The sequence below is a fragment of the Streptomyces sp. NPDC002564 genome, assembly GCF_042889645.1.
Taxonomy (GTDB): Bacteria; Actinomycetota; Actinomycetes; order Streptomycetales; family Streptomycetaceae; genus Streptomyces.
On sequence record NZ_JBIARE010000024.1, the window covers coordinates 21,260 to 35,465 of the forward strand.

Genomic DNA, 14,206 nt, shown 5'->3' on the forward strand with positions numbered 1-14,206 from the left:
TTCGAACGGGCCGGAAAACAAACGAGGTTCTACGCCTTGGTGGCCGCGGCTGCCCTGGCGGTCCGCTCGATCCTCGCGAAATGGGCTGCCCGGTACGCCTCGTCGATCGGCTGCTCGTTCTCGGCGCGCACCCCGGTCCGGCCGTCGAGGCCCTCGCGAAGGATGTCGGCGTGGCCCGCGTGCCGGATGGTCTCGCCGAGGACATGGACCATGACGGCGAACAGGTTCGTGTTCGGACGGGGCTCCGACCACCAGGGCACGTGGCCGGGGGAGTCGAGGGAAAGCTCGGCGATCGTCGCGTCCGAGTGCTGCCATGTGCGCCGGTAGAACCCGAGGATCTGATGGCGCGTCTCGTCCTCGATCGCCCATTGGTCACTCCCGTCGGAGTCCTGCCACCGGCACAGCGGCTCCGGGGAGGGCCGGTCGAAGACCTCACCGAAGTACCTGGCCTCGACCGTGGCCAGGTGTTTGACCAGCCCGAGAAGGTTGGTCCCGGTCGCCGTCAAGGGCCGGCGCACGTCGTACTCGGACAGGCCGTCGAGCTTCCAGAGCAGCGCCTCACGGTCCCGCCGCAGCCGCTGGTGCAGGCTGTCCTTCGCGTACGCATCGATCATGCGGCACGAGCCTGCCACGGACCGCTCGCGGGCTCAAGATCGCGACAGACCGGAGCCGTCCGGTCGATAGCGGCGCAACGGGTGTGAGGCCGAGGGCGCCGGGAAGGCGGATGCTTCCCACCACACGAGCGATACAAGCGATACAAGCGATGCCAGCGACACGAGCGATCCGAGAGCGGTGATGTCACATGGACGGGGCCCGTACTCACGCGTTGACCAAGGGTGCCGAGACATGAATCCACAGGACATCAGCTGCGTGGACGCGCGATCCGTTGTGCGTTCGACGCTTTCCGAGGTCTGCTCCGCCCTGCAGCCGACCCAGGCTCGGCGCCTGCTGGAGGACGCGCTTCTGGTCGTCAGCGAACTCACGGCCAATGCCCTCCTGCACGCCGGCGGCGTCACCCGCCTGACCTCCCGCGTCACCGGCGGCAGGCTCATCCTCGAGGTGAGCGACGGCAGCCGGGCGATTCCGACGAACCGGCAACCCGAACGCGGGGTGCCCGGCGGGTACGGCTGGGGTGTCATTCACCGCCTGTGCGCCCGCGTCCACGTAGAAGCGGACGAGGGCGGCGGCAAGACGATCAGCGCGGCCCTCGCGCTCCCCTGAACCACGTGCCGGGCCATGCCCCTCCACTCGCTGCGGGACGGGAAAACGGGCTGCGACGAGCCGCAAGAACTCGATTCCGTTTTGCATATAACTGACTGTCAGGGGCACTCGTGCGCGGCAGTTCACCATCGGATGGATCAGGTTAAAGGTGGAACATATGCGTACCGTGGCGCGCGGCAGACAGATGGAAGCGTCCCAGGACACCGGGGAAGACAGGATCACGCGGGCGTACGCGGATCCGGCCTCGGTCCGCCCGCACGATGCCCGTGAGATAGGACGGCACTTCTTCGACCGTCTGACCGGGCTGGAAGAGGGCACGCACGAATACAGCTACGTGCGCAACTGCCTGATCGAGATGAACCTTTCCCTGGTCCACTATGTGGCCTCCCGCTTCAAGCACCGGGGACCACAGGAGATGGACGACATCGTCCAGGTGGGCACGATCGGCCTGATCAAGGCGATCGACCGGTTCGAGCTGACCCGCGAGGTCGAGTTCACCTCCTTCGCGGTGCCGTACATCACCGGTGAGATCAAGCGGTTCTTCCGCGACACCACCTGGGCGGTGCACGTGCCGCGCCGCCTCCAGGAGGCGCGCCTGCATCTGGCCACGGCCACGGAGGAACTCCGCACCCGCCTGGGCCGCATCCCGACGACGGTCGAGCTCGCGGAACTGATGCAGCTGACGCCGTCCGAGGTCGCCGAGGCGCAGAAGGCCTCGAACGGCTACGCCAGCGTCTCGCTGGATGCCGCCATCTCCGGCAGCAGCGACGAGTCGGACACCATGCTCGCGGACTTCATCGGCGTCGACGAGGACCGCTTCGAGCTCGTGGACAACTTCCACTCCCTCGCGCCCCTCATCGCCGACCTCGACGAGCGCGACCGTCGACTCATCCATATGCGCTTCGTCGAGGAGCGCACCCAGAGCGACATCGCCGCCGAGCTCGGCGTCTCGCAAATGCACGTCTCCCGCCTGATCAGCAAGATCATCCGCACGTTGCGCGCCGGCCTGGCCGACGCCCACTAGCCGCCCCGACACCGACCGACGACACAGGCCCCGTGCCCCGCGGAAATGCGGGGCGCGGGGCCTGTTCCTGCTGAGGAGCCTGACGGCCTAACGCCCCCTGAAGGGCGGGCTGCCAGTTGATCACCGAAGGCCCACGGGTGACGAATGCCTCTTCGGCCACTTTCTCACTGGGTCCGCGAATCCGCTCCCGGCGCTCTGAAGTCCTGCCGAGCGGCCGATCGCGGGCGGCTACCGACCGCGTTCAGTGCTGAATAGCGGCCCCAGTCTGCGTCGTTAGCGTTTAAACCGCTGAGGGAATCGGCATAGCCAGAAGGTTCCTTCACGCCGTACACCCCTTCGCGTCCTGCGTGCGCGTCGGCCAGAAGTCGTCATCTTCGTCCTTATAGAAGCCTTTCGACTCATTCCTCCCGTGTTTTTGCTGCCATCGGAGAGCTAGGGCAACTCGCCCTATCTGCAAGGGGAGTTGATCAAGATGTTAAACCTCGCGCCAGGTCCCCTCTTCGCCTGGTTTCTGCAGTCGGTGAGGTAAATACCATGCGGTCACTGGGATTTGGTTGTCTCGCTCCTTGGGTAACCCCCAGGCCCAGCTGAGAGTGACGGAACACCGGGTGCGGTCCGGAATTCCAGCATGTCCCGTCATTAAACGAACCGCGCGGTTAGCCTCACCTTCCGGCGCCTAGCGTTCCCCGACTTCGACGCGGGAAATGACCATCAATCCCCCTTCCCCGACGGCGAAGAAGTCGACGTCCTCCCATGGCATCGAAACCAGGTCCGGTCCGGGGCCGGGATCGCTGACTCCGCCCACCCAGGCGTTGGTGACTCGGTCGCCTCGAGAGGCGAGACATCGACGACGGCGAAGTCGAGTTCGTGCTTGAGCGCTAAGGCGGCACCGCATAGGTCGGAACGAACCCGTGAGGCACCACGTGTGCCTTGCGCGGCCAGCGTGGCGCCGCGACCTTCAGTCGCAGCTCGCTACGGAAGCCGATGTCGGAGTACTGGAGCCCGATGCGCTGCATCGGAGCCCGCTGGCGAGGCCGGGCGTGGCAGGGATCGGCGATTTTGGCACTCCGGTTGCCTTCTTCTGCTCACACCGCGGGCATGGCGCGCTACGCACGAGCATTTAACTATCTCAAAATTAAAGGTGATCAATAGCACTAGAGTGATTTAGGCCATATGTCCCTTCTGGGATGATCTTGCTCATTCCGTTACCTCTGGGGCGGGATAACTTCCCCTGCGAACAACGCCATTCCTGACCAGATTGGGCTAATCCACACATGCACCACCCGCAGTCCGTGCGTACGCCGCGCGGTCGCATACCGAGCCGAAGACGCCTCCGTGCCGTTACGGTCAGTGCGGTTTCCGCGCTCACTGCGCTGGCCCTTGTCGGCTCGGCCGCCCCCGCTCTTGCTCAAAGCGGGGCACACTCCTCAACGTCTGCGACGCAGGCGACGACCGATGGGAGGGGCGCCGTCACTGAGGCGAACACCCCCGAGGCCGCTATCGCCGCTGCACAGGCGGGACGCCGCAAGGTAGAGGTGTTGGAACGCCGCACCGAGACGGCCACGACGTGGGCGAATCCGGACGGAACGCTGACGACGACGCTCAGCGCGGGTCCTGTCCGTATGGTGCGAGACGGCAAATGGGTCGATGTAGACGCCACCCTGGCCCACCAGCCCGATGGCAGCATCGCCGCGAAAGCGCACCCACAGGATCTGCGACTGGCCGGCGCGGGCGGCGCCAAGGCGCGCTCCATCACCGAGGCCGCGGCAGCCCCCGACTCCAAGGGTCGTGACCTGATCTCCCTCGGCATCGGGAATCAGCGTATGGCCGTCCAGTGGAAGGGGGGCCTGCCCAAGCCAGTCATCAAGGAACACCAGGCCGTCTACCCGCAAGCTGTACCGGGCGCCGACCTCGTGGTCGACGCAACCCGGACGGGCTTCGAGCAGTTCCTGGTCCTCAAGGAGCGGCCGAAGGATGACAAGGCCCCATGGACGGTTCCGCTGTCCCTGCCCGGGATCGACGCGAAGCAACACCAGGACGGCTCGGTCTCCTTCACAGACAAAAAGACCGGCGACGAAGTCGCCAGCATGCCCGCTCCCGTCATGTGGGACGCCCAGGTCGACAAGCGTTCCGGTGAACGCTCGAACTCCACTCCGGTCGATATGAAGCTGTCCCAGGACGGCGACACGGTAGAGCTGACTCTGACTCCCGACAGCCGCTTCCTGGCCGACCCCGATACCCAGTACCCGGTGACCATCGACCCTGCCACTGACGGCCTCAGCACGCTGTTCGACACGTTCGTCCAGCAGGGCGACACCACCGACCAGTCCGCGTCGACCGACCTCAAGCTCGGCTGGCCCGGGGACTGGGCGGACGTGGCGAAGAAGCAGAAGCGTGTCGCCCGCTCGTACATGACCTGGGACACCTCGATCTTTGCTGATGCCCTGGTCGACAAGGCAGAGCTGTCGCTGTACAACTACCACTCCTGGTCGTGCGAGGAACGCGGTTGGGAGGTGTGGGCAGCCGGTGCCGCCGACACCAAGACCCGCTGGACCAGTCAGCCGGCACTCACGGAGAAGGCCGCCGCCTCCACGCAGACGCGCGGCAAGTGCAAGGACGCGGGTTGGGTGAGTGCAGACATCACAGGACTCGCCAAGACGTGGTCCAGCTCCAACGCCGAAGAGGGGCACATCGCTCTCAAGGCGCTCGATGAGGCCGACACGTTCGGGTGGAAGAGGTTCTACTCCTCGGAGTCGACCGCGGACCAGATCCCGCAGCTCACGGTCGACTACAACTACCGGCCCCGGAACGGCGCCAACCTGCAGGCGGGACCTCCGTACGTCGCCGAGGGCGGCATCTACAAGGTCAACACCCTGACGCCCACCCTGCGATTCACTCCGCAGGACGCCAACGAAGACGACATGGTCCGGGGTACGTACCAGATCATGGACAAGGCGACCGGCAAGGTCGTCGCCACGGTGATCGCCGACCCCGTGGCCACCGGGGAGACGTCCCAGGTTGTTGTTCCGGAAGGCAAGCTGGGCAACGGCAAGACCTACACCTTCCGCACCACGACGGACGACGGTACACACTGGAGTGCCGGGTGGTCCGATCCCGTGACGTTCACCGTGGACACCAAGTGGAAGCTCACTGCGGAGCTCAAGACCCTCAGCGCGGTCAATTCGGCACTCGATGCCGCAGACGTCACCGCCGCGACCACCAGTGACAGCACGTACGCGGCCATCGCGACCAGCGAAGGAAACACCGTCAGCCTCCCCCGGGGCGCCGATGACGCGATTTCCGTAAAGTCGACCGACCGCGGCGACCTGGGTGTCACCCTGCCCACCCCGCAGCCGCGCGGCGTCAGCGTGAACGGCAACGTGGTATACCACGCCCCCGATGGCCCGGTTGACACCGTCGCCCAGCCCACCGTCGAGGGCGGCGCCAGCATCTTCCAGGTCGTCAAGAACACCAAGGCTCCCCGCGAGTACAGCACCAGCATGAGACTGCCCGCCGGGGCTTCGCTGAGCACCCTGGACAACAATCGCATCCTGATCTCGTCGGGCACCGGTGATGACACCGTGACGCACGGCATCATTGACGCGCCCTGGGCGACAGATGCCAACGGAACGGCTGTGCCCACCTCCTACCGGATCGAGGGCACCAAGCTCGTCCAGAAGGTCGACTTCGATAGCGGGACTGCATTCCCCGTTGTCGCCGATCCCAGGATCAGCTTCGGTTGGGGCGTGTACCTGGCGGCCCGAGGCATGGAATGGAAGGCGTGGTCCAGCGCGATCGTCACTGCCGGATACGCTGGCATGCTGTACACCTGCACGGCTGCGAAGCTTCCGGCGAAGATCGCGGGCGTCACCAAGATGGTGTGCGGCGCGGCGTCCCTCAACGGCCTCAAGAATCTCTTGAAGATCCTCAAGCAGATCAAAAAGAAGAAGCTTGACGCGAAGGGCTGCTACCAGTCCAAAATTCTTCCCAGCAACGGGAAACTGACCAAGGTGAGCAAGAAGAAGTGCTAGCAGGCCCCAGTAACAACAGATCGCCCGTCATCCTGCGCACGCCCTGGTGGCTCAACCTGCTTGCGCTGGCTGTCGCCGTCATACCCTGCCTGATCCTCGACCTCCCGTGGTACATCGCTGCCATTTCGGCATTCATTATCGGGACCATCGCAGATCGGAGCTGGGCGGCCGCCGAACGCCGAAAGAGCCAGAACAAATAGGCCGAACCGGCCTGGAACAGTTCGCTGAGCCGTCTCCATGCACCATGGCGGAGTCCCCGAGATCACAGTCCGGGGGCTCCGCCGAGCTGCGTCCAGATGTTGCGTCCAGTTATGTGGAGACCGCTGGGTGCTCCGCACGCTGCGGCAGTATGCCGTGCCGCAGTGGAACGGCGGGCCAAAGGCTCTCCGTGGGGAGTGGGCGCGGGCCGCAGTCGGCCATCTGGTCGACCACGGTGAGCCCGGTGGCCCGCTGATACGTAGACAGGGCGTGCTGCCGCCCATCCGCCGTTCAGCTCAATTCGCGGCGAGCAGCCGCCCGCTCGTAGATGGGGCAGGACGTCCGGGCTGCCTGGGAGGCGCCCCCTCATCGGGCAGCTGGGCTGAGGCGGGCGTGGTGGCGAGCCGGGCGAGGCGATAAGCGCTGAACGTGTCCGTGGTCGTCGTTCAGCTGGATGTTCCGGATTGCGCGATGGCGTGGACTTCCCGCCGGCGGTCGAGCGCGGTCGACCACGGGAGGCGCTTCCGTAGCTCGTGAACGGGATGGCGTGGCAGGGGCAGGGCACGGGCCTCAACAGGGTGGCTTGCACACTCACGCAACGGGTTCCGTCCAGGCCCGAGCAGCTACGTGACCGACCGGAGATGCCCGAGCCGTATCTGACCACGGAGCCCCCGCCTTCGATTCATCAGGTCGGGAGTTCGGCCACCCGCAGTTACGGCCGCCACGCCCCCGGCACGGGTGCATTCCCGCCGTCCGTAGTTTCACGAGCGGTCAAACGTGGGCCTCATGTTCCGCCGGCCCCCGAACTGTGCCGTTCGGGCTGACGAGACCGTGCGTGAATAGCCGCACCCGATGTGCCACATGATCGAGGTCCGGCTTGTTCGTCGCCGATCGGTTCGGGACCCGTATCAAGAACCGGGCGCACAGGACGCTGGGATTCCGTTCGCATGCGCGGCCTGATCCCGTTGTGCGCGGCTTCCTCCTTCCGCGACCCCAGTGGTACCGATTGCGCCCCCCTACCTGCTGGAACCATGACCATCATGGAGCCACTGACCGCCTTCGAACCGCCGTTCCTGTATGCCGTGTTGAGGGATCTCGTGCAACCCGCGAGCGGCATGTGCGCCGGATCCGTGAGGGGAAACGTGTGCGGCCCCTCCGAGGAAATCGGACAGCTGGGGGAGCGGGGGCCGGATCATGTCGGGGCGTACGTCCACCCCAGGGCGCGAGCTGAGGACCGTCTCCCCGCCCTCGAATTCCACGGCTCGATGGTCCCGATACGCGATAAGTCTCATCGGCCGTAACTCTCCGAATTCTCTGGCCAGTGCCCCCAGCTATGCGCGCGCGTAATCGTCAGACCACAGCCCTTCACGGCCGGCTCCCGCCCGCCGTGAACGAGAACGTGAACACGAACAGATCGGAACGCTGCCATGTCCAGCGAGCAGTACGACCAGAGCGCAGCCGTCTACGACGACAGCCTGAACGTTCTCACCTATGCACAGCACGCGGAGGACCCCACCTACCGGTCAGTGATCGGTGACGTCACCGGCCTGGACGTGCTCGACCTGGGGGCCGGCACCGGCATCTGGACGCGCCGCCTCAAGCAGGCCGGCGCAGGCCGGGTCGAGGGGCTGGAGATCTCTCCGGCCATGGTCGCCGCCGCCCGCGACAAGGAGGCGTCCGAGCCGCTGGGCATCACCTACCACGTCGCAGACGCCGCCAGCGGCGGACGGGCTGAATGGGCCGGCCAGTTCGACGTCGTGACGGGCATCAACGTGCTCCACTACAGCTCCAGCCGCGACGAGCTGGCGGGTATGTGCACCACGGCTGCCCGCGCGCTGAAACCCGGCGGGCGTCTGGTGGCCACCTGCGCGAACTGGTCCATGGACCCGGATCCCGCGTACTACGAGCCCTACGGGATCCGCGTCGAGGTGCCGCACCCGCGGAGCGAGGGGGCCGCGGTACCGATCAGGACCGAGCTGGGCGGTCGGCCGCTGGAGCTGGAATGCTTCCTGTGGAAGCCGACCACGTATGAAAGCGAGCTGCGCTCGGCGGGCTTCTCCACGGTCCGCTGGCACCCCTGGCAGATCACCCCTGAAGGCATCGCGAAGTACGGCCACGACTACTGGACTCCCTTCACCGAACTGCCGCTGATGCTCCTGCTGGAGGCCACGTTCCGATGAAAGCCGTGGCCTACGACGAACGCAGCGCAGACCTTCTCGAACACAGCGACCACCTCGTCATCGGAGTGTCGCCCACCGCCGCCTTCAGCGAGGATGCGATCTCCGGCATGCTCGCGTGGGGCGCGCAGAACTTCGACCAGATCGCCGTCCTGACCGTCAGCGCGCACCAAGGCATCTACACCTACCTCGGCCGCGGATACTCCCTGTGCCAGGCCCGCCGTAAAGCCAGGGCCGACGAACGCAATATCCGCAATCGCATCCACACCGCACAGCGGAACACCGGCATCGAGGCCGAGGTATGGGACTGCACCTGCCCCGCCGATCCCGCCGCCTACCGGAATCTACGCCTGGGGGTGCACGCGGCCCACGCCCAGAACGAGGACTTCAACAAGGCCGTGAACCACAGCGTGACGCAGGTGCTCAAGAACGGCATGCCCCCGGAATGGCAGCCCACGCAGGGGCAGCTCGCCACCGGTCGTGAGTACCTCAACTTCGAACTGCCGTATTTCCTCGACACGCCGGCCGTCCAGCGTGTGCCCGCATCGGTCTTCACCTACATCCAGGCGCCGGACTTCTACCGTCACCTCGACCCCCAACCCGACTCGACCCTCCGGATGGGCACCACCCAGGGATTCGCCACCTGGATGTGAGGCGCCTCCCTTTCCGCCTTTCGACACCGGGCTCCGCCTCCCGGCACCGTTTCCGCTTGCCCTCGCCGGAGCTGCGGACACGGCTCCCTGCGCACCGTCGGGCTCGGAGAGCCGGAGAGCCGCTGTCACGCCTCCGCGGTGTCCATGAGGACGTCGCAGGTGTTCTGGAACTCCTCCATCAGCCGTGTCGCCTCGACCACCAGGACTCCGTAGGGCCGTGCGGCGTCCGACAGGGGGAGTTCGTTGTCCTGGGCCGCGGTCAGGACCTTCTGCAGTGCTTCCTGCGAGGCGTTCGCCAACTCGCACATCTGCTGGGCCTGCTCGGCCAGGGTGTCGCTGTCCAGTTCGGCGATGACGTGCGCGATGTCGCGCAGGCTGGCGGCGAAGTCCGCGTAGGCCGTCAGGGCCGGGCCGTAGGTGTAGGTGTTCTCGGTCTCGCGCCACTGGCCGAGGCTCCGTGTGAGGGAGCCCAGCTGGTACACGGCGCGTTCCAGGGCGCTGACGGTCTGGCGGTAGCGGCTGAAGGTGAGGTGGCTGCGGTGGGCCGGGAGCAGGCGCCGGGGGTTGAAGGGCAGGCTGTTCTCCGCCGTGTCGAGGCCGGCGCGGGCCTGGCCGACCGCGCGCTGGGCGCTCTCCGCGGCCACGCGCCACTGCTCGGCGCGCTGGGCGTCCACATCGCCCGTGCACAGGCCGTCGGCCATGTCGTCCAGCAGGGATTCCAGGGCGCTGGCCAGGGAGTGCAGTCCGTGTTCGGCGCTTCGGTAACGCAGCGGGGGCGCGACGCACAGATTGACGGCCAGGCCGATGGAGCACCCGATGACGACGAGGAGGATGATCTGGCCGAGCTGGGTGGCCTTGTCGCCGGTCGTGGTGGCCGTGGCGTAGGTGGAGAACGCGAAGAACGCGGCGGTGGGCACCTGGGAGCGCTGTTCTCCCAGCGCCGGCCACTGCCCGATGCACAGGGCTACGACCGCCACCAGGACGAAGGCGAAGAGGTCGGGCCCCGCCAGGAAACCGATCGCCGCCTGGACGGCGACGCCGACCGAGACGGCGGCCGCGTAGCGCAGGGCCTGCCACACGGACTTGTAGATCGTGACGTTCATGATCAGGACGGCGGAGAACGGCGCGAACGCCGGGGACGTGGCGTTCAGGAGGCTGTGGGAGACCCACCACGCCAGCGTCGCCGCCAGCGCGCTCTTGCCCACCAGCAAGGCCTTGTGACGTTCATGTCCGGGCGCGTCGTACGCCCGCCTCAGCCATGCCCAGCCGTTCTCCACGCGCCCGATCACTTCTGTACTGCCCTTCTACGTCCCGTACGTCCCGCACTGCCGTCTTCGGAGTAACCGGGGATCAGCTAAACATGCCGAATATGAAGATTTATCCACAAATCGGCAGGGCGCGTGCGATGGGGGAGCGTGCTGTCGTCCTCCGGTTGACGGTGGGCCGTTCGCACCTCCCCCTCCACCACGAGGGGGCGCCGCCCTCGTACCGGGCCCGCCCAGGAGGTGAGCATGATCCTCTTGCGAGCCGGAGGGGGCGAGGGCTGTCCTGCTCCACGAGTGCCGGCCCCCTTACGAGTCCGCCCGTCCCGGCTGCCCGTGGACCGATGACCAAAACGCGGGGCGTTCCTGCCCCTCTGCCTTACGCGGCCCGGGTGCTGCGCGCGGGCCCGTCCGGTCCGCCGAAGCTCCGCGGGCTCACACGGAGCCGCGGGTCACAGCAGTGCCGGCAGAGGCCGGGGCGGGCCTGCGGTGGTGCGTCGGGGCGCCTGCGCGGGGCGAGTCGGCCCCTGCGCGGAGGCAGTACGGACGCAGTACGGCAGGGCAGGCCGGTTGCCAGGAGGGCGCCTTGTGCGCGATGGTTGCCTGAAGGCAACATTTTCTCTGAGTTGATGAGGTGAGGGATTCGCACAGCGGATCCCGACTATTTGGTCTCCACCCATGCGCAAGCTGTCGCCAGCGCGGAGCCGGACTTCCCGTGGGGCCAGGCCCCGTACCCCGTACTTGTCACTGATGCCCGCGGAACGCTGATCCAGCGTAATGACGCCGCCGCCGCGCTGCTGCCGCACGCCCAGATCGGGGCGCGCCTCGCGGACGCGGCCCCGCCCTGGCTGAGCGCCGCTCGCGAAGCCCTGCCACGCCCTCGTACTCCGGACGACGGCCCGGTGGCCGGGGCGGCCCGATCCGGTGTGATCGACGGACGCTGTTTCGAGGCGCACCCCAGCGTGCGCGACGACGGCTCGGTGGCGTGGTGGCTGGTGGACGACACCGACCGGCACCTCGCCCGGGAGGCGCTGGACATCGAGCGGGAGCGCACCGCGTTCCTGGCCCGGGCTTCCAGCGCGCTGCTCTCCTCGCTGAACCTGGGGCGTTGCATGGACGTGACCGCGCAGTTGGCTGCGGAGAACCTTGCCGATGCGGCACTGGCGATCGCGCCGACCCGCGGCCGCTGGCTTCCGACGGTGACGTGCGTGCGCGGCGGCAGCCCCGTGGTCGCCAGTGAAGCGGCGGATCCGGACGACGTGCCGGGCCTGGGCGAGGCGTTGCGCGGTTTCCCGCCGGTGCCCTCCCAGTGGATCGATCCCGCTTCGGCGCCCGAGTGGATGGTGCCCGAGGGATTCGGCCCGGTCGGATCGATAGTGATCACTCCGCTGCCCGGGCACGGGGTTCCGGCCGGTGCGCTGATCCTGCTCCGCAAGCAGACCAGCGTCGGCTTCACCAGCGAGGAGGAGGTCTTCGCCCGGCTGTTCGCGGCCCGGTCGGGAGCGGCGATGTCGGCCGCCCGGCTGTACGCGGAGCAGACCGCGATCACCGAGATCCTCATGAGGGAGCTGCTGCCGCCGTCCCTGCACCAGATCTCCGGCGTGGACTTCGCGGGCGGCTACCGCCCCTCGGACGACCACGAGCGGATCGGCGGGGACTTCTACGACGTGTACCCGGCGGCCGTCGAAGGTGAGGCGTCCCTGGTCACGCTGGGGGACGTGTGCGGCAAGGGCCTGGAGGCCGCCGTCCTGACCGGCAAGATCCGCAACACCCTGCACGCGCTGCTGCCGCTGGCCGACGACCACGAGCGGATGCTCGGCCTGCTCAACACCGCGCTGCTGAACTCCCATCACACCCGCTTCGCCACCCTGGTCCTGGCCTCCGCCGTGCGCAACGGCAACCAGGTGGAACTGAACCTGACCAGTGCCGGCCACCCGGACCCGCTGATCGTGCGCGCCGACGGCAGCGTCGAAGCGGCCAAGACCCGCGGAACCCTGGTCGGCGCCATGCCCGAGGCTCCCGCACGCACCGTGAACGTCACCCTCGCGCCCGGCGAGTCCTGCATCCTGTACACCGACGGGATCACCGAGGCCTGTGGCGGCCCGATGGGCGACGCCCAATTCGGCGAGGACCGCCTGATGCGGGCCCTGGCCGGGTGCGTGGGGATGCCCTCGGAGGGCATCGTGGAGCACATCCAGATGCTGGTCGCCCAGTGGCTCGGCCCGCGTCGGCACGACGACATGGCCGTGGTGGCGATCTCCGCACCGCGCACCCGTCACCTCAGCGCCGTCGACGGCCACACCCGTGGGCGGTACACGGCGTGAGCTGCAGCATCACCCGCCCGCAGTCCCGCACCGCGGACTGCGGGCCTGCGCCCCTCACCACCGACCAGCACACGGCAGCCGGGAACCCCGCATGACCTCACCGCCCCCCGACCTGCGTCTGAGCCTGGTCGACGGCACGGACAGACTCCGCATAGAGATGGTCGGTGATCTCGACCACGACAACGCCGAGCACCTTCTGGACCAGGTCACCGAACAGCTCGGCGGGCGGCCGCTCTTGAAAGACCTGCACCTGCACTGCGCGGGCTTGCGCAGCATCGACTCCTTGGGCCTGTCCGTCCTGCTCATGATCGGACGGCGTACCGCTGCCGCGGGCATCCGCCTGCACCTGGAGGACCGGCTCCCGCAGCTGAACCGGCTGCTCGATGTCACCGGTACCCTGGATTACTTCACGGCGTCATCCCCCACCATCGCCACACCCTCCCCGCTGGATGAGGAGAGCGTGGCTGCGGCTCGCCCCACCGGGCCGGAGCACACCTGAGCCACTCCCGGCCGACCACCGGGCGAAGCCACACCGACGGGAAGCCTCCATGCCCGCACCAGACGCCGATGCCTCCGTGACCTGTGTCCAGGCCACCGAGAGTGCCAGCAACATCGCCGAACTCCTGGACGTCATGTGGGAAAACGCGCGGGACGCCACCGCGCACGCCACCGCGCCGGCCTCCACCTCCCAGCTGCGGCTGATGTACGTCGTGGACCGCCAGGACGGCATCCGCATGCGGACGGTGGGCACCGTCCTGGCCTCCTCGCCCCCGAACGTGACGCGCATGTGCGACCGCCTTCAGGCCATCGGCTTCCTGGAACGCGTCCCTTGCCCCGAGAGCGGGCGCGAAGTCGGCCTGCGGCTCACACCCACAGGTAAGCAGCATCTCCAGCAGATACGAGAGCAACGCAAGACCATGCTCCACCAAGCCATCAGCGCCATGCCCGCGCCCGAACGCCACGCACTGGCCAAGGGGCTGGCCGGTCTGCACACGCAGCTCACCATCGCCCGCGACGAGCAACCCCGAAGATCCGCCGTTCCCGCGGCCTGATCACCGGCTACGCGGGGCCGAGACTCCCTCGCGCTTGAACTGCCCCTCGCTCACGGCGCCCGGCGCGCGCAGACTGCCTCCTGCCTCTGGACGCAAAAAGTTCCGCGGCTGCCATATAGGCGGCCGCGGAACTCGTTGTGGCACGTGCCGGGACTATTCGGCTGTCGTGAGGCCGGTGCGGAGCTTGTCGAGCATCTTGCTGATCAGGCGGGAGACGTGCATCTGGGAGCAGCCGAGTTCGGCGGCGATGTCGCTCTGGGTGCG

Annotated in this window: 11 protein-coding genes; 8 read left to right on the plus strand and 3 right to left on the minus strand. The window is 67.5% G+C overall.

Annotated elements, in window-relative coordinates:
• Window positions 1-29: 29 nt before the first annotated feature.
• Complete coding sequence (locus ACFYXE_RS38070; protein WP_389321081.1) at window positions 30-614, minus strand: DinB family protein; 585 nt, start codon at window positions 612-614, stop codon at window positions 30-32.
• Window positions 615-846: 232 nt separating this feature from the next.
• Between ACFYXE_RS38070 and ACFYXE_RS38075 the strand changes: the two genes are divergently transcribed.
• The 5 genes from ACFYXE_RS38075 (at window position 847) to ACFYXE_RS38095 (ending at window position 9,304) form a co-directional block, all read left to right on the plus strand.
• Window positions 847-1,221, plus strand: a complete 375-nt coding sequence (locus tag ACFYXE_RS38075) for an ATP-binding protein (RefSeq protein ID WP_389321084.1) — start codon at window positions 847-849, stop codon at window positions 1,219-1,221.
• A 184-nt stretch (window positions 1,222-1,405) separates the two neighbouring features.
• Window positions 1,406-2,245: a SigB/SigF/SigG family RNA polymerase sigma factor gene (locus tag ACFYXE_RS38080; protein ID WP_389321108.1), complete on the plus strand. Its 840-nt coding sequence runs from the start codon at window positions 1,406-1,408 to the stop codon at window positions 2,243-2,245.
• Window positions 2,246-3,780: 1,535 nt separating this feature from the next.
• Complete coding sequence (locus ACFYXE_RS38085; protein ID WP_389321087.1) at window positions 3,781-6,276, plus strand: DNRLRE domain-containing protein; 2,496 nt, start codon at window positions 3,781-3,783, stop codon at window positions 6,274-6,276.
• Between the two features lie 1,625 nt (window positions 6,277-7,901).
• Complete coding sequence (locus tag ACFYXE_RS38090) at window positions 7,902-8,654, plus strand: class I SAM-dependent methyltransferase (RefSeq protein WP_389321090.1); 753 nt, start codon at window positions 7,902-7,904, stop codon at window positions 8,652-8,654.
• Window positions 8,655-8,659: 5 nt separating this feature from the next.
• Window positions 8,660-9,304, plus strand: a complete 645-nt coding sequence (locus ACFYXE_RS38095; protein ID WP_389321093.1) for a tRNA-dependent cyclodipeptide synthase — start codon at window positions 8,660-8,662, stop codon at window positions 9,302-9,304.
• Between the two features lie 125 nt (window positions 9,305-9,429).
• On the opposite strand, the gene ACFYXE_RS38100 is transcribed toward ACFYXE_RS38095, so the two are convergent.
• Entirely contained in the window at window positions 9,430-10,593 is a 1,164-nt protein-coding gene (locus ACFYXE_RS38100) for an aromatic acid exporter family protein (RefSeq protein WP_389321096.1), read from the minus strand.
• Between the two features lie 737 nt (window positions 10,594-11,330).
• Here ACFYXE_RS38100 and ACFYXE_RS38105 point away from each other — a divergent pair.
• The 3 genes from ACFYXE_RS38105 to ACFYXE_RS38115 all read left to right on the plus strand — a co-directional run bounded on the left by ACFYXE_RS38105 (window position 11,331) and on the right by ACFYXE_RS38115 (window position 13,942).
• Window positions 11,331-12,890 carry a PP2C family protein-serine/threonine phosphatase gene (locus tag ACFYXE_RS38105; RefSeq protein WP_389321111.1) on the plus strand — a complete coding sequence of 520 codons (1,560 nt, stop codon included), beginning with the start codon at window positions 11,331-11,333 and terminating at the stop codon, window positions 12,888-12,890.
• A gap of 91 nt (window positions 12,891-12,981) precedes the next feature.
• On the plus strand, window positions 12,982-13,389 hold the full coding sequence (locus ACFYXE_RS38110; protein WP_389321099.1) for an STAS domain-containing protein: 408 nt from the start codon (window positions 12,982-12,984) through the stop codon (window positions 13,387-13,389).
• A 49-nt stretch (window positions 13,390-13,438) separates the two neighbouring features.
• Window positions 13,439-13,942: a MarR family winged helix-turn-helix transcriptional regulator gene (locus ACFYXE_RS38115; RefSeq protein WP_389321102.1), complete on the plus strand. Its 504-nt coding sequence runs from the start codon at window positions 13,439-13,441 to the stop codon at window positions 13,940-13,942.
• Between the two features lie 153 nt (window positions 13,943-14,095).
• Here ACFYXE_RS38115 and ACFYXE_RS38120 read toward each other — a convergent pair.
• A partial coding sequence (locus ACFYXE_RS38120; protein ID WP_389321114.1) for a sigma factor-like helix-turn-helix DNA-binding protein occupies window positions 14,096-14,206 on the minus strand: 111 nt, incomplete at its 5' end.